Genomic DNA, 21,927 nt, shown 5'->3' with positions numbered 1-21,927 from the left:
TACGGTCCGGGCATGACCACCCCACAGGATGCGGACGGGTTCTGGGAGACGACCGGGGCCGCCAAGACGTTCACCCATCCGCTCGACGAGGAGCTGCTCACCCGGTTCGTGCCGCGGCCCGCGCACGTCCTGGACTACGGCTGCGGCTACGGGCGGCTGACCGCCGAGCTGGCGGACCTCGGGTACCGGTCGGTGCGCGGCGTGGACTTCTCCGCGGCGCTGGTGGAGCGCGGAGGGCGGGAGCACCCCGAGGCGGATCTGCTGCGGTGGGCGGGGTTTCCGCTGCCGTTCGAGGACGCGGCGTTCGACGCGGCACTGCTGTTCGCGGTGCTGACATGTGTGCCCCAGGACGCGGACCAGAGGGCGATCGTGCGGGAACTGGGACGGCTGGTGCGGCCCGGCGGGGTGCTGTATCTGAGCGATGTGCCGCTGCAGACCGACCCGCCCAACCGGGAGCGCTACGAGCGGTTCGCCCGGCGGCACGGCACCTACGGGGTCTTCGAGACGCCGGACGGCGGGGTGTTCCGCCACCACCCGCCGGAGTGGCTGCGGGGGCTGGTGCGTGCGGCGGGGTTCGCGGTGGTGCGGGAGCGGCAGGACACGGTGGGCACCCTGGACGGCCGGACCGTGGGGCGGCTGCAGCTCATCGCGCGGCGGGAGCCGTCAGTGCCAGCGTCAGGCTGAGGTGGCTGGCGTCCGGTGCGGGGCGACGCCCGGGGTCGGGCCGCCAGCCGAGGCCGGTGTAGAAGGCGCGGGCCCGGTGGTTGTGCCACAGCACCTCCAGGGCCGCCCGGGAACAGCCCGCCGCACGCCAGGCGTGCAGGCAGGCGGCGTGCAGGGCGCGGCCCACGCCGGTGCCCCAGTGGTCGGGGTCGACGTGCAGTTGGTGCAGGGTGACGGCGGCGGTCCCGACCGCCCGGCGGTACGCGGCCGCGCCGACGACGGTGTCCTGCCGTAGGGCGCAGAGCGCGGGGGTGTCGTCGCGGTCCAGGAGGCGCGCCCAGGCGGCGTGCCGGCGGGTCCGTTCGGCCGGGATGTCGAAGGGGACGTCCGGGAATCGGCCGCGCTGGTAGGCCGCACGGGCGGCGGCGTGCAGGCGGGCGATCGCCGCCAGGTCCGCGGGGGCCGCCGCGCGGACCCGGAGCGCCGCCTGCTGTGTCGCGGAGGGCACGGTGTCTACCCGCCCTCGGGCCGGCCGTCGACCCGGCGCGGCAGGCCGAGCGGGTTGTCCTCGTGCAGCTCGGGCGGGAGCAGCGCGGGTGGGGTGTCCTGGTAGGCGACCGGGCGCAGCCATCGTTCGACCGCGGTGCCGCCGACGGACGTGGCGGTGGAGGTGGTGGCCGGGTAGGGGCCGCCGTGGTGCTGAGCGGGTGCGACCGCGACGCCGGTCGGCCAGCCGTTGACGACGACGCGGCCGGCGAGCGGGGTGACCTCGGCCAGCAGCCGGGCGCCGCGTCCGGCCTCGTCGGTGCCGGCGGCCTCGGCCTCACCGAGCTGGAGGGTGGCGGAGAGGCTGCCGGGCAGCCGGGCGAGTACGGCGCCGATCTCGGCCTCGTCGGCGTAGCGGGCGACGACCGTGACCGGACCGAAGCACTCCTCCAGGAGGAGGTCGTGCGGCCCCTCGGCGGCGAGGCGGGACGCCGGGACGGTGAGGAAGCCCGCGCTGACCGTGTGCGTGCCGCCCGCCCCCGGGGTCACCGGCGCCTGGACGTCGGGGAGCTGGGCCCGTTCGCGGACGCCGGTGAGGAACGCGTCCCGCATCCGGTGGTCCAGCAGCACCCCGGCCTCGGTGTCGCTGACCGCCGCGGTCAGCGAGGTCAGCAGCTGCTCGCCCCGCTCGCCCGCGGGCGCCAGGACGAGTCCGGGCTTGACGCAGAACTGGCCGACGCCGAGCGTCGTCGCGCCGCACAGCCCGGCGCCGATCTCCTCTGCGCGTTCCGCGACCGCGGCCTCGGTGATCACCACGGGGTTGAGGCTGCCCAGTTCACCGTGGAAGGGGATGGGGCGCGGGCGGGCCGCGGCCGCGTCGTACAGGGCACGGCCGCCGCGCACCGAGCCGGTGAATCCAGCGGCGCTGATCAGGGGGTGGCGCACCAGGTCGATGCCGGCCTGGAAGCCGTGCACCAGGCCGACCACGCCCTCCGGCAGCCCGGTCTCGGCGGCGGCGCGACGCAGCAACGCGGCGCACAGTTCGGAGGTGGCCGGGTGGTCGGGGTGGGCCTTGACGACGACGGGGCACCCGGCCGCCAGGGCGCTGGCCGTGTCGCCGCCGGGGACGGAGAAGGCGAGCGGGAAGTTGGAGGCGGCGTAGACCGCGACGGCGCCCAGCGGGATCTTGTAGCGGCGTAGGTCGGGCCGCGGCGGGGCGAGGGCGGGGTCGGCGTGGTCGATCAGTACGTCGAGGAACGCGCCCTCGTCCACGATGTCCGCGAAGGCCCGCAACTGGTAGGTGGTGCGGCCCAATTCGCCCGTGAGCCGGCCGGGGCCGAGCGCGGTCTCCGCGTCGGCGGCCTCGATGACCGCCTCGCCCGCCTCGTCGAGCAGGTCGGCGGCGCGGCGCAGCAGCGCGGCGCGCACCGTACGGTCGGCGAGGGCCGGGTGGGCTTCCTGCGCGGCTCGGACGGCCTGGTCCACTTCGGCCGCTGTGGCTTCCACCGCAACCTGTTCGCGCCGCTTCCCGGTTCGGGGGTCGACACTCCAGACTGGTGCTGCTACCGCTGTTGCCACCGTGCATTCCTCCCGGGCGAAGTCTTGCCGCACCCTGGACAGCGTTCGATATGCTGAACATCGTCCCAGATGGTGAATACCGGGGACTCTAGGGCTGTCCGAACAGAGGGGTCAAGGGCGATGTCAGCTGCCGACACCGGTGGATCGCAGGTCAAGTCCGCGGTGCGGACGGTGGAGTTGCTGGAGTACTTCGCGGGTCGCCCCGGAATGCACAGCCTGGCCTCCGTCCAGGAAGCCGTCGGCTACCCCAAGTCCAGCCTCTACATGCTGCTGCGCACCCTGGTCGACCTGGGCTGGGTCGAGACGGACGCGACCGGGACCCGCTACGGCATCGGCGTCCGCGCCCTGCTCGTCGGCACGTCGTACATCGACGGCGACGAGGTGGTGGCCGCGGCCCGTCCCACCCTGGACCGGCTCTCGGACGACACCACCGAGACCATCCACCTCGCCCGTCTGGACGGCACCAACGTCGTCTACCTCGCCACCCGCCAGTCGCAGCACTATCTGCGCCCCTTCACCCGGGTCGGCCGCCGGCTGCCGGCGCACTCCACCTCGCTGGGCAAGGCCCTGCTCGCCACCTACACCGACGACCAGGTACGGGCGATGCTGCCGCGCACCCTGGCGGCGCTGACCGAGCACACCCTCACCGACCGCGAGGCGCTGATCGAGGAGCTGCACGCGGTCCGCGAGCAGGGTTACGCGGTCGACCGCGAGGAGAACACCCTGGGCCTGCGCTGCTTCGGCATCGCGATCCCGTACCGCACCCCGGCCCGCGACGCCGTCAGCTGCTCGGTGCCGGTGGCCCGGCTGACCCCGGACCACGAGCAGATGATCAAGGACATGCTCTTCGACGCCCGCGACCGGCTGACGTTGGCGACCCGCCGCCTCTGAGGTACCGGGCGCCCCCGTGCGGCGGCGAGAGTGCGGGTTCGTGCGGCCCGGGTGACCGCCCGGCGGCGGGCGGGTTACCCCCTCCGGGGAGCGGGTTCACCCATTCGTCCCGGCCGGGCGGGCCCGCCCGCCGCCGTACCGATTAGCTCGGGGATCAGGAGGCGCGGACCTCTCCCCCGGTGGCGCAACGGCGTGCCGCCGGCCGCGCTTCGTGGAGGTCGCCGTATGCCGTCCCCGCGCTCCACCCGGCTGTTCACCGGTGCCGCGTTCGGTGCCGCCGCACTCGTGCTCGCCGCACCCGCGGCGCGGGCCGGCGACTTCGGCGAGGTCGAGTCCTCACCGCACCCGGCCAGGGCGGGCTCCAGCGTCTCGCTGGCCACCCGGGACTGCGGACACAGCCGGTCGGCGCGCGTCGACGCCGGCGCGCTGGGCGGGGGCATCATCACACTGCGGCCCGGTGTGCTCGCGGGCGCGCTGGTCGGCGAGGTGAGAGTCCGGCCCGACACCCGGCCGGGCAACTACGGCATCGGCGGGAGGTGCGCCGACGGCAGGGACATCACCGGCACGGTCAGCGCCGGTGACGCCGACGACAGCATCCCCGGACCCAGCGCCGGCCGGGCCCTGATGCCCAGGGGCGGAGTCAGGGCCGGCGCCGGCGCGCATGCCGACGCCGGCGCGACGGGCGAGGGCGCCGACACCACCGAGATCCTCGTGGGTACGGGCCTGATCCTGGCCGCAGGGGCCGGTGGCACCTGGGTCCTGCGGCGCCGGCACGCAGGCGGCCGGAGCTGATCTGCGCTCAACCCGCCGGTGCACCCGCGATCTCGCGCAGGGCCTCCTGGACCGCCGCCAGATCACCGTCGCTCGCCAGGCCCGCATGGTAGAGCCGCAGTTCGGTGGCGCCGAGCGAGGCGGCGTGGGCGGCGTCGGCGGCCAGCGCGCCGGGGCGGCCGCCCATGCCGGAGACGACGGTGAGGTTGGCGGCGACGGTGGCCCCGTCCGGGCGGCCGCGGAACGGGGCGAGCGCCTCGGCCCGGGTCCGGTCGTCGCCGGTGCACGGCACGACGACACCGTCCGCGTGCGCGAGGACGTCCGCCGGGTCCACTCCCGCATTGGCACCGCAGCGGTGCGGTGCGGGGTCGGCGTGCAGCAGCACCCGGAACGGGCCGGCCGCCGCGTCCCGCACGGCCGCGACCGCCGCCCGCTGGAGGGTCCGCGCCGTCCGGTCGCGCCAGGCCCGCAGCACTCCCGCGCACTCCTCGCCCAGCAGCGTCTCGACCGCGGCCCACTCCCCTCCGCGCTCCACCGGGGGGACCCCCGCAGCCCGGCCCGGCGGCCCGCCGTCCGCGCCCGCCCACACGGGCTCCAGGGCGCGCACCACCGCCGCGCGCAACTCCGCCGCCGGCACGCCCAGTTCGGCGTATCCGGCGGCGCACACCGGGCAGAAACACACCGACATCAGATACTGCGCGGCGGCGGAGAGCGGCACGCCGTCGGTCTTGTCGTGGGCGTGCGGATGGGCCAGCCCGTACCAGCCGCAGGACTCCAGCTCGGTGCCGCGGGCGCCGGGCCGTACGGCCGCCTCGGCGGCGAGGTCGACGAGATAGGCGCGGACCTCGGGGCGGGCGATGCAGGGCGCCCAGGGGTACGGGTCGCCGTAGGCGTTGCGCACGACGGCGTCCGGATGCTCCTCGCCCAGGCGGGAGTTGTGCGCCAGGACGACCCAGCTGTGCACCTCCAGCCCGGCGTCGGCCAACGCCCGCGCGGCCTCGTCGAAGGGGTCGGCACCGGGGACCCAGCCCTGGACGTACGGCCGCAGCGCCCGGCCCGCCCAGCGGCCGGCGTCCGGGGGGTAGAGGACGGCCGCGTGCCGCGCGGTGACGACGCGGTGGCGCGGGTGGCGCGGCGTGAGGGCACGGGTGGAGTGGTAGGCGGCGGCCAGGGTGACCTGCCGGACGCCGAGACCGGCGAGGCGTGCGGCGGCCCCGGGGTCGCCGACCACGTCCCAGGGGTAGAGGAAGGCGGCGCTGCGCATCACGCCTCCGGGGCGGCGACCAGGGTCAGTCCCCGGTCGATCAGCTCGGCGAGCCGCTCGACGTGCGCGGGGGCGGGTTCGCTCAGCGGGGGCCGGACCTCGCCGACGTCCCGGCCCCGCAGCCGCACCCCGGCCTTGACGAGCGAAACGGCATAGCCGCGGCCCTGGTTGCGCAGTTCGACCAGCGGTCGGTAGAAGCCGTCCAGCAGCCGGTCGAGGGTCTCCTGGTCGCCGGCGGTCAGTGCCCGGTGGAAGGCGAGGGCGATCTCGGGGGCGAAGGCGAAGACGGCGGAGGAGTAGCGGCGCACGCCCAGGCCCAGGTAGGCGGGGCCGGTGAGTTCGGCGGTGGGCAGGCCGTTGAAGTAGAGGAAGTCCTCGTCGGGGGCCTCGGTGCGGACCGCGCTGATGATCCGTTGCAGCAGATCGACGTCGCCCAGGCCGTCCTTGAGACCGATGATGCCCTCGGTCCTGGCCAGTGCCGCGACGGTGGAGGGCTCGAAGACGGCGTTGTCGCGCTGGTAGACGATGACGGGCAGGGGGGTGGCGGCGGCGAGTTCGGTGTAGTGCCGCAGCAGTCCCTCCTGCCCGGCGACGACCAGGTACGGGGGCATGGCGAGCAGCCCGTCGGCACCCGCGTCCCGGGCGAGGCGGGCGAACTCGGTGGCGAGCGCGGTGCCGTAGCCCACACCGGCGATCACGGGGACGCGGCCGGCGGCCTCCTCGGCGGCGGCCGCGACGCACTCGGCGAACTCGCCGGGGGTGAGCGCGTGGAATTCGCCGGTGCCGCAGCAGGCGAAGACCGCGGCCGCACCCGCCTCGATCCCGTCGCGCACATGGGCGCGGAACGCCTGCGCGTCCACGGTGCCGTCCGGCGCGTACGCGGTCACGGGGAAGAACAGCAGACCGTCGAGGCGGTCGGCGAGCGGCAGGTGTGAGGTCACGGGCTCTCCCTGGCAGGTCCGTACATGTACCTGTGCATGTCCCTGATTGATGTCCATATTCATGAACATCCATACGCTAGAGCAGCCGTCCCGCACCGGTCAAGGTCCCGCGACTACCGCCGCGCAAGCGGATTGAGCAGGTCCGTCAAGCGCCTTGACCGGCGAAGAACCGCCTCTCTACCGTGTCCACACATCTGAATGCCATCCGCACCCACAGCCATGCAGGCAGCCATGCAGCTCAGCCGGAGGAGTATTCCCGCCATGACCGCACCCCGCACCGTCCTGCTCACCGGCGCCGCAGGCGGCCTCGGCACCCTGATGCGCGAGCTGCTGCCCCCCTTCGGCTACACCCTCCGCCTCTTCGACCAGCGGCCGGTCGAGGGCGAACCGGACGCCGTCACCGCCGAGTTGGCGGACGGCGACGCCCTGCGCGAGGCCGTACGGGGCGTCGACGCGATCGTCCACCTCGCGGGGATCTCCCTGGAGGCCCCGTTCGAGAAGATCCTGCGGGCCAACATCGAGGGCACCTACCGCCTCTACGAAGCGGCCCGCGAGGCGGGCGTCCGGCGCGTCGTCCTCGCCTCCTCCAACCACGCCGTCGGCTTCACCCCACGCCCGCCGGACGGCTCGGCGGCGATCCCCGTCACCACCCCCCGCCGGCCCGACACCTACTACGGCCTGTCCAAGGGCTTCGGCGAGGACCTCGCCTCCCTCTACTGGGACCTGCACGGCATCGAGACCGTGTCCGTGCGCATCGGCTCCTGCTTCGCCCGGCCGACGTCGGTGCGGATGCTGTCGATCTGGCTGAGCCCGGCCGACTGCGCGCGGCTGCTGCACGCCGCACTGACCGCACCGGACGTCGGCCACACCGTCGTGCACGGCTCCTCCGCCAACACCCGCCTGTGGTGGGACCTGTCCACCGCCCGCGCGCTCGGCTACGTGCCGCAGGACGACTCCGAGCCGTACGCCGCCGAACTGGTAGCCGCCCAGGGCGAGCTCGACCCCCGCAACCCCGAACACGCACACCTCGGCGGCGCCTTCTGCACCGACCCGCCCCGGTGGCCGCACTGACCGTGGCCCGCCGCCCCGCGACCCGCGACCCGCGACCCGTCACTCATCGCCCGTGGTCCGTGGCCCGTGCCACGTCACGGAACCCGCACCGCCCCGGCGGCGTCCTGCTCTGTGTACCGACCCCGCAGGAACGAGGAACGCATCATGGGCATCGTCACCTGGCTCGTACTGGGCCTGATCGCCGGCATCATCGCCAAGGTCCTGCTGCCGGGGCGGGACCCGGGCGGCCTGGTCGGCACGACGCTGATCGGCATCGCCGGCTCCTTCATCGGCGGCTGGCTGTCCACGAAGATCCTGCACCGCCCGATCCCGAAGGACATCGGTGAACCGTCCATGTGGATCGCCTCGATCGCCGGAGCCCTGGTCCTGCTGATCGCCTACCGGCTGCTGTTCGGCAACTCCCGCGAACGCCACTGAGAATGCCCACACCGCTGACGCCGGGTAATGGAACCGCAAAGGCGAGCCGATCGTTACCTCTGACATGACCGCTATGACTCCTGGCTCGAACCTCCCGCTCCCGGCCGCGCGGGTGGCGGTGGACGTCACCGCCCCCGCGCAGCTGGACGTGTCGGGCCTGCTGCTCACTGCCCACGGCAAGGTGCGCTCCGACGACGACTTCGTCTTCTACAACCAGCCCAACGGCCCGGGGGTGACCCACGCCCCGGCGGCCGGCGGCCGCGGCGACACCATCACGGTGGACACCGCCGCCGTGCCCGCGGACATCGAGAAGATCGTGGTCACCGCGAGCCTGGACGCGCCGGGCGCGACCTTCGCCGGCACCGAGCCGACCGGCACGGTCCGAAACGCCGACGACGGCAGCGTGATCGCCTCCTTCACCCCGCCGCAGCTGGGCGCCGAAACGGCTCTGGTGGTCATCGAGATCTACCGTCGCAACGGCGTCTGGAAGGTGCGCGCGGTCGGCCAGGGCTACGCCGACGGGCTGTCCGGGATCGCCACCGACTTCGGCGTCAGCGTGGAGGAACCGGCCGCACCGGCCGCCACCCCGCAGGCGCCCCCCGCCCCCCAGGCACCTCAGGCCCCGCAGGCACCCCCCGCGCCGGCCGCCCCGCAGGCCGCCGCGCCCGCGGCGCCGGCCTCGGGCCCGGCCGCTCCCGGCACCGGCACCGGCACCGGCAAGATCAACCTCGACAAGGGCCGGGTCAGCCTGCAGAAGAACCAGACCGTCTCCCTGGTCAAGGGCGGCCGGCCGCTGCTGAGCTCCGTCCGGATGGGCCTGGGCTGGGAGCCCGCCTTCCGCGGCAAGAACATCGACCTGGACGCCTCCGTCATCGTCTACGGCCCGGACCGCAAGAAGATCGACAACTGCTTCTTCGGCAAGCTGATGATCCTGGGCGGCGCGATCCAGCACTCCGGCGACAACCTCACCGGCGACGGCTCCGGCGACGACGAGGTCATCACCGTCCACCTCGGCGGCCTCCCCCCGGAGGTCACCGGCCTGGTCTTCACGGTGAACTCCTTCTCCGGCCAGAAGTTCTCGGACGTGGCCAAGGCCTACTGCCGGCTGAGCGACGCCTCCAGCGGCGAGGAGCTGGTCCGCTTCGACCTCACCCACGCCGAACCGCGTACGGGCGTGATGATGGCGAAGCTGATCCGCCAGTTCTCCGGCGAGTGGGAGATGACGGCGATGGGCGAATTCGTCGACGCACGGACGGTACGCGGGATGATCAAGCCGGGCGGCGCCGCGCTCTGAGCCCACGAGTGGGGTGACCAGGGCACGCCCCGGTCACCCCCGGCCCGCCCGCCCGGTCACCCGCGCCAGCCGCTCGTAGGACTCCAGCAGTCCCGCCCGGTCGTCGGTGCTGGTCGTCACCAGCACCTCGTCCGCCCCGGTGCGGGCGATCAGGTCCGCCAGCTCCCCGGCGACCTCGTCCTCCGTACCGTGGAGATGCCCGTGCAGGGCCTCGTCGTAGAACTCCCGCTCCCGGTCGGACATCGCCGCGCCGTCGTCGTCCGCCGGCCGCAGCGGCGGAAACTCCCCGTGGGTCCGCGAGTACGCCAGCGCCCGCGCCTCCGGCACCAGCAGCCGGCGCGCCGCGGCGCGCGTACCGGCCACCGCGACCGTCCCGGAGACGACCACATACGGCCGCTCCCACAGCGCCGAGGGCCGGAAGGCCGCGCGGTAGGCCCCGATCGCCTCCACCAGCTTCGTCCGGCGGCGCAGGTCCCCGACGACCAGCGCCAGCCCGGCCTCCGCCGCGACCTGCGCCCCCGCGCCCGTGGCCAGGACGAAGGCCGGCACCCGCAGCCCCTCGGCGGGCCGGGCGTGGACCTGCGGATGGGCCGTCTGCGTGCCGGTGAAGTAGCCGAGGAGTTCGGCGAGTTGGGATCCGAAGTCGTCGGTGGCGTCCTTCCCGGTGCCCAGCGCCCGCCGGATCCCGCCGGTGAAGCCCACCGACCGGCCGAGCCCCATGTCGATCCGGCCGGGGAACAGCGACTCCAGCACCCCGAACTGCTCGGCGACGACCAGCGGCCGGTGGTTGGGCAGCATCACCCCGCCCGTCCCGACCCGGATGGCGGAGGTCGCCGCGGCCACCGCGGCGGCCAGCACCGTGGGGGCGGACCCCGCGACCCCGGGCACGCTGTGGTGCTCGGAGACCCAGAAGCGGTGGTAGCCCAGCTCCTCCGCGCGCCGGGCCAGGGCCACGGTGTCGCGCAGCGCGGCGCCCTGCGGCTGCCCCTCGATGGTGCGGGAGCGGTCCAGGACCGAGAATTGTGTCGTCCGTAGCGTCGAGCTCACCTCCCCTTCAACGCCCGCCCGCCCGCAGGATTCCCTTCGCCACGCCGCACTACGAGGAGCGTCCGATGGCGCAGCAGCCGCCCCCGCCCGCTGAGCGGGGCCCGGATCACCCGGACGGTCCAGCGCGGCCGGACATTCCCGAACGGGTCGCGACGATCTACGGCGAACACGATCTCAGCACGGTGACCGCCTTCGCCGGCGGCTACATCAACTTCGGGTACTGGGCACGGGTGCCCGGCCTCGCGGACGGCCCGCTGAGCGAGGCCGACCGCATCCGCAGCGAGCAGGACCTCTACCGGCTGGTGCTGGGCACCTTCCCCCGGACCCGGGACCGCAGCGCCCTGGAGGTGGGCTGCGGGCGCGGCCTGGGCTGCGCACTGGCGTTGCGGGAGTTCGGCCTGGGGCCGGTGACCGGCCTGGACGTCCACCCGGACCAGATCGCCCGCGCCCGGGAGACGAACGCGGAGCTGCTCGCCGGGCTCCCGCACGCCCCGGCCCGGCTGGACTTCGTCGAGGGCGCCGCCCAGCGCATCCCGCTGCCCGCCGCGAGTGTCGGCTGCCTGTACTCCGTGGAGGCGGCGCAGCACTTCCGCGACCTCGCCGGCTTCGCCCGGGAGGCGGGCCGGGTGCTGCGCCCGGGCGGCCGGCTGGCGCTGACGACGTTCTTCGCCCGCACCCCGCAGGCCGCCGCCGAACTGCCCCGGCTGCTGCCCCCGTACGCCGACGGCCTGGACGTCCCGTACGTGATCGGCGACGTGCGCGAGGTGCTGTCCGCGGCCGGGCTGCGGGACGTCCGGGTGGGGGCGATCGGCGAGGCGGTCTGGGAGCCGTACGACCGCTACATGGCGCAGCGGCCGGAGCTGCGGGACGACTGGCCGCGGCGCTATCTGACGGCATACCGGGCGGGGCTGCTGGACTACTACGTCATCACGGCCGCGGCCCCCTCCGCCGCCGCTACTTCTGCCGGCGGATCCGCTTCCACGGCCCCGTGACGGCCAGCATGATGCCCGGTTCCTGGATGTTGGCGAACAGCGTGCGCCCGTCGGGGGAGAAGACCGGCCCGGTGAACTCGCTGAACTCCGGTGCGTCCGCGGTCCCGATGTTGAGCTCGTTGCGGGCGACGGGATAGGTCCGGCCGTCCTCGGTGGCCCCGAAGAGGTGCTGGACGCCCTCGCCGTCCTCGGCGATGATCAACCCGCCGTAGGGCGAGACGGTGATGTTGTCGGGGCCGTCGAGCGCGCCGTCCGTCCCCGGGTCGGGGTTGACGCCGAGCAGGACCTTCAGGGTCAGCGTCCGGCGGCGCGGGTCGTAGAACCACACCTGGCCGTCGTGCCGCACCGGGCTCTCCTCGCGGGCGTAGGAGGAGACGAGGTAGGCGCCGCCGTCGGCCCACCACATGCCCTCCAGCTTGCGGGCGCGGGTGACCTCCCCCGCGCCGAACTGGTTGCGGACCGAGACCGTACGGGCGTCGCGGTCGGGGACGTCGATCCAGTCGACGCCGTAGACCGTGCCGGCCTCGGTGGCGCGCGAGAGGTCGTCGACGAACCGGCCGCCGGAGTCGAAGCACTTGGGGGCGGCCAGCACACCGGCGTCGTCGGCCAGCGTGCGCAGTCGGCCGCGCCCGTGCTCGAAGCCCTTGGGCGGGGTCCAGCGGTAGAACAGTCCGTTGGGGCCGGAGGCGTCCTCGGTCAGGTAGAGGTGACCGCGGCGCGGATCGACGACCACGGCCTCGTGGGCGTAGCGGCCCAGCGCCTTGATCGGCTTGGGGTGACGGCCGGCCTTACGGTCGTGGGGGTCGACCTCGAAGACATAGCCGTGGTCCTTGGTCATGCCGTTCCGGCCGGCCTTGTCCTCGGTCTCCTCGCAGGTCAGCCAGGTGCCCCACGGGGTGGTCCCGCCCGCGCAGTTGGTGGACGTACCGGCGATGCCCACCCACTCGCCGACCGGCGAGCCGTCCCTCGCGACCTCCACGACCGTGCAGCCGCCGGCCGCGGCCGGGTCGTAGACCAGGCCGGCGGCGAGCGGCACCGGGTGCGGCCAGTCGGCACGCGGGCCCTTGAGCTCGTGGTTGTTCACCAGCAGCGTGGTGCCGCGGTGACCGGCGAAGGTGCCGGTGCCGTCGTGGTGGGAGGGGGTGGACTCACCGCTCTCCAGCCGGGTCACACCGGTCCGGGTGATGATCCGGTACGCGAACCCGGCGGGCAGCGCGAGGATGCCGTCGGCGTCCGGGAGCAGCGGGCCGTAGCCGGCGGCGCGACCGTCCGCGGTGCCGTCGGGCCCGGTGTCCGGGACCTCCTCGCCGATGGCGCCGGGCGCGGTGGCGAGGACGTCGACGCTGCCGGCCAGCGCCACCGAGGCGCCGGTGAGCGCGGAACGCTTGGCGAAGTTTCTCCGGGTGAGTGGCATGGTCATCTCCTGGACGGCCGGTTTCTGCTCCCCTGTGCCTGCGCCGCACACGCTCTCGTGCGACATCGAACTCCAGTTGAACGTGGCCCTACATCCAGGCAGCGGTTGCCCTTCGCACCCGGCAGCGGGTGGCCGTCCGGCCACCCGCCGTGCGCGCCCCGCCTCAGCCCGCCTGTCGCGACCGCGCCTTGAAGGCGGCCTTGCGGGCCTCCTTGGCGGCCTTCCGGTCCGGGTGCAGCCGGCCCATGGCCTCCAGGACGTCCGCGGTGGCCGGGTGGTCCACCCGCCAGGCGGTGTCGAAGAACCCACTGTGCTGTTCGGTCAGGCTCTGTACGAGGTCCCGGAGCTCGGCCGCCGCCTCGTCGTCCGCGCTGTCCAGCTGCGCCGCGATGGTGTCCACCGTCAGCCAGAAGATCATGTCCTGGGACGGCTCGGGGATGCCGGGCAGGGAGCGCTCGGCGAGCCAGACCCGGGCCAGGCCGCCCAGCTGGCGGTCGTCGAGGACCTCGCGCAGCGCACCCTCGGCCTCGGGCGGGACCAGCGAGAGGGCCTGCTGGGCGGCGAGCCGGCGCAGCGGGGCCCGCGCGTCGTCGCCGCGGGCGGCCCCGAGCAGGTCGCGGGAGGCGTCGAGCGGGGCACGGGCGGCGAGCCACCGCTCGGACTCGGCCTGGGCGAGCGCCTCGGGGTAGTCGGGCAGCGCCTCCAGGAGGACGTCGGCGCCCTTGTCGGTGAGGTCGCCGACGGCCGGGGCGTGGGCTCCGGCGTCCAGCATCCGGGCGCGGACGGCCCAGACGCCGAGCGGGGTGAGGCGGACCATGCCGTAGCGGGAGACGTCCTCGTCGGTGAGCGGCTCCGCGGAGGTCACGGTCTCGCCCTGCTCGTCCAGCTCCTCGATCAGCGCCTCGTCGACCGGACGGTAGGCGACCAGACCGATCGGCTCCAGCACCCGGAACTGGTCGTCGAGGCGCATCATCGCCTCGGAGACCTCTTCGAGGATGTCGTCGGTGGGTTCTTCCATGTCGTCCGGAACGATCATGGAGGCGGCCAGCGCGGGCAGCGGGACGTCCTGGTCGGGGGCTTCGCTGAGGGCGGTGAGCAGGTAGAGGTTGCCGAGGATGCCGTCGAGCAGCTCTGCCTCCTCCTCCGGATTCCAGTCGAGGGCGTCCAGATCCACCTCGCCGCCCTCGGCGATCTGGTCGGCGATGTCGGAGAGGTCCGGGGCCGCCGCGTCGGCGAGCACGGTCTCCATGCCCTCGAGCCAGAGGTCGAGGATGTCGTGGGGGCTGCCGGAGGTGAGCAGTCCCAGCTCCTCGCCGGGGGTGGCGGTGCCGACCGCCGCGTCGCCCTTGTCCGCCTCCTCGTCCGACTCCGGGAGCTCCTCGATCTCCACCAGCCCGGTGTCCACCGCCAGCTGCCATGCCTCCGCGGCGTAGGCGGGTCCGTCCTCGTCGTCCGTCAGGCCCAGGTGCTCGGTGGCGGCGCCCAGCGCCTCGTGGAGGATCTCGCCGCCGACGCCGACCGGCACGCCCCGCTCGGCCCAGCGGGCGAGGCGGGCGGCGCGGGCCATCAGCGGGGCGCCGAGCGCGTCCCGGGCGAGCTCCGCTTCGGAGTGCAGCCGCACCGGCGGCAGGGTGGGGCGGTCTGCGGACATCTGGGGCTCAGCTCCTTGTGGGACTGCGGGCGCGTGCGACGCCCAAGCGTAGACGGAATTCGCCGTATCTCGGGCGGTTCACCCCCTCGCCGACTCCCGGCCACCGGGAGAACCTTGACAACTCCCGTATGCAGAACAGAGATTGACGCGCGTAGCGAGCGCCGGTCCCGCTCCGCACGCACTCTCACACCCCCCATACTCCTCGGAGGCACCACATGCCGTCCCGTCGTTCGCTCCGCAGGTCGGCCGCCATCAGCGCGGTGGCCGCAGCCGCCCTCGCCGGCGGTCTGATCACGGCCACCCAGTCCGCCCACGCGGCCGGCACCCGGATCCACGACATCCAGGGCAGTACCCGAATATCCCCGCTCGCCGGGAAACGGGTCAGCGGGGTGCCGGGCACGGTCACCGCGGTCCGCTCCTTCGGCTCCGCGCGCGGCTTCTGGATGCAGGACCCCCACCCGGACGGAAACGACGCGACCAGCGAGGCCGTGTTCGTCTTCACCGGCAAGGAGACCCCCAAGGTCTCCGTCGGCGACGCGGCCACCCTCGCCGGCACGGTCAGCGAGTACTACCCCGGCGGCAAGGACGCCGGGCTGCAGTCCGTCACCGAGATCACCGACGCCACCTGGCAGGTCACCGCCGCCAAGGCCCCGCTGCCGGCCGCCTTCAAGCTCAACCCGGCCTCCGTGCCGGACGGTTACGCCCCCGACGCGGGCGGCAAGAGCATCGAGTCGCGGAAGCTGGCGCCCTCCTCGTACGCGCTGGACCGCTACGAGTCCCTGGAGGGCATGCGGGTCTCGGTCGGCAGCTCCCCGGTCGTCGGCGCGACCAACACCCACAACGAGCTGTGGGTGACCGCCGAGCCGGACCACAACCGCACGCCGCGCGGCGGCACGCGCTACGGCTCGTACGCGGACCCCAACGGCGGCCGGGTCAAGGTGCAGTCGCTGCTCCCCCTCGCGGAGCACCCGTTCCCGAAGGCCGATGTCGGCGACGAGCTGACCGGCACCACCACCGGGCCGCTGGACTACGACAACTTCGGCGGCTACTCCCTCCAGGCCACCGGGCTGGGCAAGGTCACCGACCACGGCCCGGCCCCCGAGAGCACCCGCAAGCAGAAGTCCGGCGAGCTGGCCGTGGCCACGTACAACGTCGAGAACCTCTCCCCCACCACCCCGCAGGCCAAGTTCGACCGGCTGGCCAAGGCGCTGGTGAAGAATCTGTCGGCGCCCGACGTGGTCGCGCTCGAAGAGGTCCAGGACGACAACGGCGCCACCGACGACGGCACGGTCACCGCCGGAGCCACCCTCAAGAAGCTGACCGACGCGATCAAGGCGGCGGGCGGCCCGGCGTACGAGTGGCGGCAGATCGACCCGCAGAACGACCAGGACGGCGGGGAGCCCGGCGGCAACATCCGCACGGTATTCCTGTTCAACCCCGCGCGGGCGGCGTTCACGGACGTCAAGGGCGGCGACGCGACCACGCCGGTGAAGGTCGTCGACGACCACGGCAAGGCGGGCCTGTCCGCCTCACCGGGTCGGATCGCGCCCACCGACCCGGCGTGGAAGACCAGCCGCAAGCCGCTCGTCGGCCAGTTCACGCTGAAGAGCCGGCCGGACAGCCGGGTGTTCGTGATCGCCAACCACTTCAACTCCAAGGGCGGCGACCAGGGCCTGGACAGCCGCTACCAGCCGCCGGCCCGCAGCTCGGAGACCCAGCGCACCGCCCAGGCCGGGCTGGTCAACGCCTTCGTCAAGGACCTGCTGGCCAAGGACTCCAAGGCCCGGGCGGTGGTCGTCGGCGACCTCAACGACTACCAGTTCTCGCCCGCCCTGAAGAAGCTGACGAGCGGCGGGGCGCTCAGCGACCTGGTGACCGGGCTGCCGAAGGGCGAGCGGTACGGCTACGTCTACCAGGGCAACTCCCAGGTCCTGGACCACATGCTCACCACCCGGGCGCTGACCGCGACCGACTACGACATCGTCCACATCAACGCCGAGTACGCCGACCAGGCCAGCGACCACGATCCCCAGGTGCTGCGCATCAAGCCGTAGGTGACACAAGGTGACCGGCCCGTCACCCCTTCGGCCCCGTCGGGGGCGCCGATCGTCACCCGGGGTGCGCTACTGAGCTGGTAGGCACCACTACGGCTCGACGAGCCGGGCAGCACCAGCAAGGGAGTCACCATGGCCAAGGCGCAGGACCGTCAGCAGGGCAAGGACCGCCCCGCGGAGAGGCGCACCGACCGCGAGCGGCAGGAGCCGATGCCGGAGGAGTCCGCCGCCGAGCGGACCCAGGAGCTCAAGATCCGCTCACGGGAGCCCTGACGGGCACGTGACGGACACGTGACGGGTCCGTCACCGCACAACGGCCGCCGCACCGAGGGGTGCGGCGGCCGTTCTCCGTCCGGCGGGACGCTCAGCGTCCCTGGTACGGCGGGTAGGGGGCGGGGGGCGGGCCGAATCCGCCGGCGGCGGGCGCGCCGGGTGCCTGGGGCGCGCCGTACGGTGCGCCCGGCGCCCGGGGCGCGCCCTGCGGCAGCCGGCCGCCCTCACCGCCCTCGGGCTCCTCCTCGTCGTCCGCCACCAGGTCCCGCACCAGCAGCGTCGCGCCCGCCACCGCGCCCGGCATCAGCACCACGGCGATGAACGGGATCAGGAACAGCAGCACGATCGGGGTGCCGAAGCCGACGGCGAGGGCCTTGCGGCCGCGCAGCAGCCGCAGCCGCTCCCGGACGGGGACGTCGCGGCGCTGCATCGCCACCGAGGTCAGTTCGACGGCGAGGAAGAAGCCGTTGACGCAGAACCCGATGACCGGGATCACGGTCTGCCCGACGAACGGGACGAACCCCAGGGCGAACAGCACGATCCCGAAGGCGGCGGCGCGCAGCAGCACATGGACGCTGTCCCGCAGCGCGATCCAGATCTCCTGCCACACCGGCCGGTCCGGCCCCTGCGGGCAGTGGCCTTCGCTCTTCTCGACCTGCTCGGACAGCGACTCGTAGAAGGGGTCGCCGATCACCAGGGTCGCGGCGGTGAACGTGAGGACGGACAGCATCAGCGCGCCCGCGAACAGCAGCGCGACGAAGATCCCGCGCAGCAGGCCCTGCCAGGGCGACCCCCAGCCGTCGGCGAACGGTGTCGCCCAGGCGGCGACATCACCGGACCAGATCGCGAGCGCGGTGAGTACCGCGCCGTACAGCACCAGGGCGATCAGGGCCGGGATCAGCCCGAATCCCCACCACCGGCCGTGTCCGGCGACCCAGCGCTGCCCCTTGCCCAGATACCGCATCCCCGCTACAAGATCACGCATACGGTCCAGCCTATCGGCGCCCGCCACCGGGGCGTGAGGCGCGTACCGGATGGTTACCGGGACGTGCCCGGTTCCTCATGTCCCGCCGGTCAGCCGCCGCAACTGCCCCTGGAGGCGGTCGACCCGGGCCTGCATCGCCGTGGCCTCGGCGGCGAGTTCGGGGGCGGTACGGACGGCGGGCGCGGGGTCCGCAGCGCCGACCGGGCCGGCCTGGTGGCCGGGAAGCAGCCGTAGCCGGCCGCCGCCGATCCGCACGAAGTCCTCGAAGCTCACCTGACCGCGGCCGGCCGCGCAGTTCTTGCAGGCCCCGGCCAGCGCCCGCCAGCCGGTCCGCCCCCAGCCCGCGGGCACGAAGACCTCCGGCGGCAGGCCGCAGCCGCACGCCCCGATGCGCGCCACCCGCACCCGCTGGCGCGCATACCGCATGCCGCGCTCGAAGCGGATGTACGCCCCCAGCACCGTGACCTCGAGGACCGCCGCCCGCCGGTGGGCGCCCGCCCGGGCCAGGGCGAGCGTCTCGCCCAGGGTGTGCAGGCAGTAGAAGCCGCAGTCGCAGCGCAGGGCGGGGCAGCGGTGCCGCCGGCCGTACACACAGCGCGCCTCGTCCACCACGCCGTAGGGCTGCGCGCCGCCGATGGCGACCCCGGCGAAACCGATCCGGCCGCAGTCCTCGGACAGCACCGGGTTGGCGAGCTTGTATCCGCGGGGCGGCTCGGCGGGGTGCTCCCGCGGCAGGCGGATCCTCATCGCCCGGCCGGCGAGCCGACGAAGGGCAGGTCCGGCTCCGCGGTGGCGGGCACCGGCACTTCGTCCAGCGGTTCGACGGCCTCCCACGACCCGGCTCCCCGCTCCTCGGCCCGCGGGCGGCAGGGTTCCGGATCCTCCGCGATGCCGACAGCCAGCGGTTTGCCCAACCTCATGACGCCTCCCGGTCCGATTCGTCGAGCACCGTCCACGCCATGGTGAACCACCGTCGTCCCCCTTGGCACGAGCGCAGAGCGGTTCCGTCCCCGCGCCCGGAGCACACGCCGCCCCGCGCCCGCGCGCAGGCCGGGCAGCCGGGCACCGAAGCGCCCGGAGACGCCGGCGGCCCGGCGGGGATCACCCCGCCGGGCCGCCGGGCCGCCGTTGGGCAGCCGTCAGTTGTGGCTGTGCAGGACCTCGTTGAGACCGCCCCAGACCGCCTTGTTCGGGCGGGCCTCGACGGTGCCGGTGGTCGAGTTGCGGCGGAAGAGGACGTTGTCCGCGCCGGAGAGCTCCAGGGCCTTGACGATCTGGCCGTCGGGCAGGGTGACGCGGGTGCCCGCGGTCACGTACAGACCGGCCTCGACCACGCACTCGTCGCCCAGCGCGATACCGATACCGGACTCCGCGCCCAGCAGGCAGCGCTCGCCGATGGAGATGATCTGCTTGCCACCGCCGGAGAGGGTGCCCATGGTGGAGGCGCCGCCGCCGACGTCGGTGCCGTCACCGATGACCACGCCCGCGCTGATCCGGCCCTCGACCATGGAGGTGCCCAGCGTCCCGGCGTTGAAGTTGACGAAGCCCTCGTGCATGACGGTGGTTCCGGCCGCCAGGTGGGCGCCCAGCCGCACCCGGTCGGCGTCGCCGATCCGCACGCCGGCGGGCGCGACGTAGTCGGTCATCCGCGGGAACTTGTCCACGCTGGTCACCATCAGGTGCAGGCCCTCGGCGCGGGCGTTGAGCCGCACCTTCTCCAGCTGGTCGACGGCCACCGGGCCCAGCGACGTCCAGGCGACATTGGCCAGCAGGCCGAACTGGCCCTCCAGGCTCTGCCCGTGCGGCTTGACCAGCCGGTGGCTGAGCAGGTGCAGCCGCAGGTAGACGTCGTGCGCGTCCAACGGCTTGTCCGTCAGCGAGGAGATGACCGTGCGGACCGCGACGACCTCCACGTCGCGGACCGGGTCGGGACCGATCGCCTTGAGAACGGCGGGGCCCAGCAGATCCGTGGCGCGCTCGTCCTCCAGCCGCTCGGTACCGGCGGGCCCGAGGTCCGCGGCGGACTCGGCGACCAGCTCGGGCGCCGGGAACCAGGTGTCGAGAACAGTGCCGTCGGAGGCGATGGTGGCGAGCCCGGCGGCCACGGCGCCGGTCACGGGGGAAGCGGAAGAAGCAGCATCGGTCATGCTCGAAACCTAACCGGAGGGCGCCCGCTCAGGCGAACCGGTCTCAGTGACCGGGCCCGGCCGTAGGGCCCTACGAACCGGTTCGTAGGGCCCTACGAACGGCCGCCCCGTCCCGGTCCGCGGTCCAGCACCCCTGCCAACCCGGCCCGCATCTCGGCCGGTTCGAAGGGCTGCCCGGTCAGCACGTGCTGGAGCACCAGCCCGTCGATGAACGCCGCCACCGCGCGTGCCGTCGGCAGGTCGCCGATCCGCCGCCCGAGCACCAGCGTCATCTCGTCCAGGCAGGCGGCGGCGATCGGCCGGACCGCCGTATGCCGCAGCGCCGCCAGATACAGCTCGTACATCAGCTCCACCTGCGCCCGGTCGCCGCCCAGGATGTCCGCCACGTACCGGATGACCTCGTCGGCGAGCGGCACCGACAGGTCGATGCCGGCCACCCAGTCCGCGAACTCGGCCAGCCACTCGGCGTCGAGCTGTTCCAACGCCGCGACCAGCAGATCGTCCAGCGTCCGGAAGTGATACGTGGTCGACCCCAGCGGCACGTCCGCCGCGGCGGCCACCCTCCGGTGGCTGAGCCCGGCGATGCCCCGCTCGCCGACCACCCGGATCGCCGCGTCGATGATCCGCTGACGCCGGTCGGGGTCGTAGCGCCTGGCCATCAGTGCGCACCCTCGAGATTCAGTGCCACCACGCCGGCGATGACCAGCACCACCCCGAGAAGCTTCAGGGCACTGGCGCTCTCCCCCAGGAACACCATCCCGATCGCCGCGACCACGGCCGTACCGGCTCCGGACCAGATCGCGTACGCGGTTCCCACACTCATTGTCTTGAGCGTCTGCGCCAGCAGCGCAAAGGCGATGACATACCCCACCACCGTGCCCACCGAGGGCCAGAGCCGGCTGAAGCCGTTGCTGTACTTCATCGCGGTGGTCGCGAGTATCTCGGACAGGATCGCGGTCGCGAGCGTCACATAGACCATGCGTACGAGCGTACACAACGATGCGTACGGATGTACACAGCGATGCGTACGGAAGTACACATGCGGCGGCGGACGGCACGGCCGGCGCTCGGCGTCCGAAACCGCGAAACGGCCGTGCCCGCCGGGGAGAACCCCGGCGGGCACGGCCGTATGCGCGCGGTGCGGCGACCGCCTCAGACGTTGAAGCCCAGCGCGCGCAGCTGCTCGCGGCCGTCGTCGGTGATCTTGTCCGGGCCCCACGGGGGCATCCAGACCCAGTTGATCTTCAGCTCGTTGACGATGCCGTCGGTGGCCGACCTCGCCTGGTCCTCGATGACGTCGGTCAGCGGGCAGGCCGCGGAGGTCAGCGTCATGTCGATGGTGGCGATGTTGGCGTCGTCGATGTGCACGCCGTAGATCAGACCCAGGTTGACGACATCGATGCCCAGCTCGGGGTCCACGACGTCGTACAGCGCCTCGCGGACCTCTTCCTCCGAGGCCGGCTTGGTGGTGGTCGGGGTGTCGGTCATGCGGTCTTCGCCTCCTCGGAGAGGGCCTTGGCCGTGGCGTCCTTCCAGGCCATCCAGCTGAGCAGCGCGCACTTCACGCGCGCCGGGTACTTCGAGACACCGGCGAACGCGACGGCGTCCTCCAGCACCTCCTCCATCGCGTCATCCGGCTCCAGCTGCCCCTTGGACTGCATCAGCTCCAGGAACGTCTCCTGGATCTTCTGCGCGTCACCGAGCTGCTTGCCGACCAGGAGCTCGTTGAGCACCGAGGCGCTGGCCTGGCTGATGGAGCAGCCCTGGCCCTCGTACGACACATCTTCAATGGTCGCGCCGTCGAGGCGCACGCGCAGGGTGATCTCGTCGCCGCAGGTCGGGTTGACGTGGTGCACCTCGGCGTCGCCGTCCCGAAGACCGCGCCCATGGGGGTGCTTGTAGTGGTCCAGGATGACGTCCTGGTACATGGAATCCAGCTTCACGGCTCAGTCAGTCCTCGTCCTCATCCGCTGTGCTTGGGTTAACCG

Annotated in this window: 24 protein-coding genes; 9 read left to right on the top strand and 15 right to left on the bottom strand. The window is 73.5% G+C overall.

The window, feature by feature from the left end:
* Positions 1 to 12: 12 nt before the first annotated feature.
* Positions 13 to 684, top strand: coding sequence for a class I SAM-dependent methyltransferase (locus tag ACGFML_RS34945; RefSeq protein WP_393549697.1), 672 nt, complete (start codon positions 13 to 15; stop codon positions 682 to 684).
* On the opposite strand, the gene ACGFML_RS34940 is transcribed toward ACGFML_RS34945, so the two are convergent.
* Positions 644 to 1,171, bottom strand: a complete 528-nt coding sequence (locus ACGFML_RS34940; protein WP_393549696.1) for a GNAT family N-acetyltransferase — start codon at positions 1,169 to 1,171, stop codon at positions 644 to 646. The two genes, ACGFML_RS34945 and ACGFML_RS34940, sit on opposite strands and share 41 nt — an antisense overlap.
* Positions 1,172 to 1,176: 5 nt before the next feature.
* On the bottom strand, positions 1,177 to 2,727 hold the full coding sequence (locus tag ACGFML_RS34935) for an aldehyde dehydrogenase (NADP(+)) (protein ID WP_393549695.1): 1,551 nt from the start codon (positions 2,725 to 2,727) through the stop codon (positions 1,177 to 1,179).
* 120 nt (positions 2,728 to 2,847) lie between these two features.
* On the opposite strand from ACGFML_RS34935, the gene ACGFML_RS34930 reads away from it, so the two are divergent.
* Complete coding sequence (locus ACGFML_RS34930) at positions 2,848 to 3,618, top strand: IclR family transcriptional regulator (RefSeq protein WP_393549694.1); 771 nt, start codon at positions 2,848 to 2,850, stop codon at positions 3,616 to 3,618.
* Between the two features lie 225 nt (positions 3,619 to 3,843).
* Positions 3,844 to 4,410 (top strand): hypothetical protein, encoded by a 567-nt coding sequence (locus tag ACGFML_RS34925; RefSeq protein WP_393549693.1) that lies wholly within the window; start codon positions 3,844 to 3,846, stop codon positions 4,408 to 4,410.
* 7 nt (positions 4,411 to 4,417) lie between these two features.
* Here the strand turns inward: ACGFML_RS34925 and ACGFML_RS34920 are convergent, their stop codons facing one another.
* The gene (locus tag ACGFML_RS34920; RefSeq protein WP_393549692.1) at positions 4,418 to 5,653 is read right to left on the bottom strand and encodes a hypothetical protein; all 1,236 of its coding nucleotides are present in this window, start codon (positions 5,651 to 5,653) and stop codon (positions 4,418 to 4,420) included.
* The gene (locus ACGFML_RS34915) at positions 5,653 to 6,651 is read right to left on the bottom strand and encodes a 5-dehydro-4-deoxyglucarate dehydratase (protein ID WP_393549771.1); all 999 of its coding nucleotides are present in this window, start codon (positions 6,649 to 6,651) and stop codon (positions 5,653 to 5,655) included. The genes ACGFML_RS34920 and ACGFML_RS34915 overlap by 1 nt, the downstream gene beginning before the upstream one ends.
* Positions 6,652 to 6,855: 204 nt before the next feature.
* Between ACGFML_RS34915 and ACGFML_RS34910 the strand changes: the two genes are divergently transcribed.
* The 3 genes from ACGFML_RS34910 to ACGFML_RS34900 all read left to right on the top strand — a co-directional run bounded on the left by ACGFML_RS34910 (position 6,856) and on the right by ACGFML_RS34900 (position 9,376).
* Complete coding sequence (locus tag ACGFML_RS34910) at positions 6,856 to 7,665, top strand: NAD-dependent epimerase/dehydratase family protein (protein ID WP_393549691.1); 810 nt, start codon at positions 6,856 to 6,858, stop codon at positions 7,663 to 7,665.
* A gap of 144 nt (positions 7,666 to 7,809) precedes the next feature.
* Entirely contained in the window at positions 7,810 to 8,082 is a 273-nt protein-coding gene (locus ACGFML_RS34905) for a GlsB/YeaQ/YmgE family stress response membrane protein (protein ID WP_393549690.1), read from the top strand.
* A 73-nt stretch (positions 8,083 to 8,155) separates the two neighbouring features.
* Complete coding sequence (locus tag ACGFML_RS34900) at positions 8,156 to 9,376, top strand: TerD family protein (RefSeq protein ID WP_393549689.1); 1,221 nt, start codon at positions 8,156 to 8,158, stop codon at positions 9,374 to 9,376.
* 33 nt (positions 9,377 to 9,409) lie between these two features.
* On the opposite strand, the gene ACGFML_RS34895 is transcribed toward ACGFML_RS34900, so the two are convergent.
* Positions 9,410 to 10,423, bottom strand: coding sequence for an MsnO8 family LLM class oxidoreductase (locus ACGFML_RS34895; protein WP_393549688.1), 1,014 nt, complete (start codon positions 10,421 to 10,423; stop codon positions 9,410 to 9,412).
* Between the two features lie 65 nt (positions 10,424 to 10,488).
* Between ACGFML_RS34895 and ACGFML_RS34890 the strand changes: the two genes are divergently transcribed.
* Positions 10,489 to 11,415 (top strand): class I SAM-dependent methyltransferase, encoded by a 927-nt coding sequence (locus ACGFML_RS34890; RefSeq protein ID WP_393549687.1) that lies wholly within the window; start codon positions 10,489 to 10,491, stop codon positions 11,413 to 11,415.
* Here the strand turns inward: ACGFML_RS34890 and ACGFML_RS34885 are convergent.
* Complete coding sequence (locus ACGFML_RS34885; RefSeq protein ID WP_393549686.1) at positions 11,378 to 12,829, bottom strand: alkaline phosphatase PhoX; 1,452 nt, start codon at positions 12,827 to 12,829, stop codon at positions 11,378 to 11,380. The two genes, ACGFML_RS34890 and ACGFML_RS34885, sit on opposite strands and share 38 nt — an antisense overlap.
* A gap of 163 nt (positions 12,830 to 12,992) precedes the next feature.
* Positions 12,993 to 14,480, bottom strand: a complete 1,488-nt coding sequence (locus tag ACGFML_RS34880) for a hypothetical protein (protein WP_393549685.1) — start codon at positions 14,478 to 14,480, stop codon at positions 12,993 to 12,995.
* Between the two features lie 215 nt (positions 14,481 to 14,695).
* Between ACGFML_RS34880 and ACGFML_RS34875 the strand changes: the two genes are divergently transcribed.
* Positions 14,696 to 16,534: an endonuclease/exonuclease/phosphatase family protein gene (locus tag ACGFML_RS34875; protein WP_393549684.1), complete on the top strand. Its 1,839-nt coding sequence runs from the start codon at positions 14,696 to 14,698 to the stop codon at positions 16,532 to 16,534.
* Positions 16,535 to 16,666: 132 nt separating this feature from the next.
* A complete protein-coding gene (locus ACGFML_RS34870; RefSeq protein WP_393549683.1) occupies positions 16,667 to 16,807 on the top strand; it encodes a hypothetical protein in 141 nt (46 codons plus the stop codon).
* Positions 16,808 to 16,898: 91 nt separating this feature from the next.
* Here the strand turns inward: ACGFML_RS34870 and ACGFML_RS34865 are convergent, their stop codons facing one another.
* The 8 genes from ACGFML_RS34865 to sufU form a co-directional block, all read right to left on the bottom strand.
* Positions 16,899 to 17,792 (bottom strand): EI24 domain-containing protein, encoded by an 894-nt coding sequence (locus ACGFML_RS34865; RefSeq protein ID WP_393549682.1) that lies wholly within the window; start codon positions 17,790 to 17,792, stop codon positions 16,899 to 16,901.
* Between the two features lie 75 nt (positions 17,793 to 17,867).
* Positions 17,868 to 18,539 (bottom strand): hypothetical protein, encoded by a 672-nt coding sequence (locus tag ACGFML_RS34860; RefSeq protein WP_393549681.1) that lies wholly within the window; start codon positions 18,537 to 18,539, stop codon positions 17,868 to 17,870.
* The gene (locus tag ACGFML_RS34855) at positions 18,536 to 18,712 is read right to left on the bottom strand and encodes a hypothetical protein (RefSeq protein WP_393549680.1); all 177 of its coding nucleotides are present in this window, start codon (positions 18,710 to 18,712) and stop codon (positions 18,536 to 18,538) included. The genes ACGFML_RS34860 and ACGFML_RS34855 overlap by 4 nt, the downstream gene beginning before the upstream one ends.
* 219 nt (positions 18,713 to 18,931) lie before the next feature.
* Complete coding sequence (gene dapD, locus ACGFML_RS34850; protein ID WP_393549679.1) at positions 18,932 to 19,939, bottom strand: 2,3,4,5-tetrahydropyridine-2,6-dicarboxylate N-succinyltransferase; 1,008 nt, start codon at positions 19,937 to 19,939, stop codon at positions 18,932 to 18,934.
* Between the two features lie 92 nt (positions 19,940 to 20,031).
* The gene (locus tag ACGFML_RS34845; RefSeq protein ID WP_393549678.1) at positions 20,032 to 20,598 is read right to left on the bottom strand and encodes a TetR/AcrR family transcriptional regulator; all 567 of its coding nucleotides are present in this window, start codon (positions 20,596 to 20,598) and stop codon (positions 20,032 to 20,034) included.
* On the bottom strand, positions 20,598 to 20,918 hold the full coding sequence (locus tag ACGFML_RS34840; RefSeq protein WP_393549677.1) for a DMT family transporter: 321 nt from the start codon (positions 20,916 to 20,918) through the stop codon (positions 20,598 to 20,600). The genes ACGFML_RS34845 and ACGFML_RS34840 overlap by 1 nt, the downstream gene beginning before the upstream one ends.
* A gap of 173 nt (positions 20,919 to 21,091) precedes the next feature.
* A complete protein-coding gene (locus ACGFML_RS34835; RefSeq protein ID WP_393549676.1) occupies positions 21,092 to 21,427 on the bottom strand; it encodes a metal-sulfur cluster assembly factor in 336 nt (111 codons plus the stop codon).
* Positions 21,424 to 21,882 (bottom strand): Fe-S cluster assembly sulfur transfer protein SufU, encoded by a 459-nt coding sequence (sufU, locus tag ACGFML_RS34830; RefSeq protein WP_393549675.1) that lies wholly within the window; start codon positions 21,880 to 21,882, stop codon positions 21,424 to 21,426. Before sufU ends, ACGFML_RS34835 begins: the two co-directional genes overlap by 4 nt.
* Positions 21,883 to 21,927: the final 45 nt, after the last annotated feature.

Source organism: Streptomyces sp. NPDC048650, assembly GCF_043199095.1.
GTDB lineage: Bacteria > Actinomycetota > Actinomycetes > Streptomycetales > Streptomycetaceae > Streptomyces.
The sequence above is the reverse complement of the archived record's forward strand: the minus strand, read 5'-3'. Positions and strand labels throughout refer to the sequence as shown.

Excerpts from the sequence above, each read along its gene's own strand:
- ACGFML_RS34900 (WP_393549689.1), top strand. The coding sequence starts at position 8,156 with ATGACTCCTGGCTCGAACCTCCCGCTCCCGGCCGCGCGGGTGGCGGTG.
- ACGFML_RS34835 (WP_393549676.1), bottom strand. The coding sequence starts at position 21,427 with ATGACCGACACCCCGACCACCACCAAGCCGGCCTCGGAGGAAGAGGTC.
- ACGFML_RS34870 (WP_393549683.1), top strand. The coding sequence starts at position 16,667 with ATGGCCAAGGCGCAGGACCGTCAGCAGGGCAAGGACCGCCCCGCGGAG.
- dapD (WP_393549679.1), bottom strand. The coding sequence starts at position 19,939 with ATGACCGATGCTGCTTCTTCCGCTTCCCCCGTGACCGGCGCCGTGGCC.
- ACGFML_RS34865 (WP_393549682.1), bottom strand. The coding sequence starts at position 17,792 with ATGCGTGATCTTGTAGCGGGGATGCGGTATCTGGGCAAGGGGCAGCGC.
- ACGFML_RS34905 (WP_393549690.1), top strand. The coding sequence starts at position 7,810 with ATGGGCATCGTCACCTGGCTCGTACTGGGCCTGATCGCCGGCATCATC.
- ACGFML_RS34875 (WP_393549684.1), top strand. The coding sequence starts at position 14,696 with ATGCCGTCCCGTCGTTCGCTCCGCAGGTCGGCCGCCATCAGCGCGGTG.
- ACGFML_RS34925 (WP_393549693.1), top strand. The coding sequence starts at position 3,844 with ATGCCGTCCCCGCGCTCCACCCGGCTGTTCACCGGTGCCGCGTTCGGT.
- ACGFML_RS34930 (WP_393549694.1), top strand. The coding sequence starts at position 2,848 with ATGTCAGCTGCCGACACCGGTGGATCGCAGGTCAAGTCCGCGGTGCGG.
- ACGFML_RS34880 (WP_393549685.1), bottom strand. The coding sequence starts at position 14,480 with ATGTCCGCAGACCGCCCCACCCTGCCGCCGGTGCGGCTGCACTCCGAA.
- ACGFML_RS34885 (WP_393549686.1), bottom strand. The coding sequence starts at position 12,829 with ATGCCACTCACCCGGAGAAACTTCGCCAAGCGTTCCGCGCTCACCGGC.
- ACGFML_RS34855 (WP_393549680.1), bottom strand. The coding sequence starts at position 18,712 with ATGAGGTTGGGCAAACCGCTGGCTGTCGGCATCGCGGAGGATCCGGAA.
- ACGFML_RS34860 (WP_393549681.1), bottom strand. The coding sequence starts at position 18,539 with ATGAGGATCCGCCTGCCGCGGGAGCACCCCGCCGAGCCGCCCCGCGGA.
- ACGFML_RS34845 (WP_393549678.1), bottom strand. The coding sequence starts at position 20,598 with ATGGCCAGGCGCTACGACCCCGACCGGCGTCAGCGGATCATCGACGCG.
- ACGFML_RS34890 (WP_393549687.1), top strand. The coding sequence starts at position 10,489 with ATGGCGCAGCAGCCGCCCCCGCCCGCTGAGCGGGGCCCGGATCACCCG.
- ACGFML_RS34915 (WP_393549771.1), bottom strand. The coding sequence starts at position 6,651 with ATGGACATCAATCAGGGACATGCACAGGTACATGTACGGACCTGCCAG.
- ACGFML_RS34910 (WP_393549691.1), top strand. The coding sequence starts at position 6,856 with ATGACCGCACCCCGCACCGTCCTGCTCACCGGCGCCGCAGGCGGCCTC.
- ACGFML_RS34945 (WP_393549697.1), top strand. The coding sequence starts at position 13 with ATGACCACCCCACAGGATGCGGACGGGTTCTGGGAGACGACCGGGGCC.
- ACGFML_RS34920 (WP_393549692.1), bottom strand. The coding sequence starts at position 5,653 with ATGCGCAGCGCCGCCTTCCTCTACCCCTGGGACGTGGTCGGCGACCCC.
- ACGFML_RS34840 (WP_393549677.1), bottom strand. The coding sequence starts at position 20,918 with ATGGTCTATGTGACGCTCGCGACCGCGATCCTGTCCGAGATACTCGCG.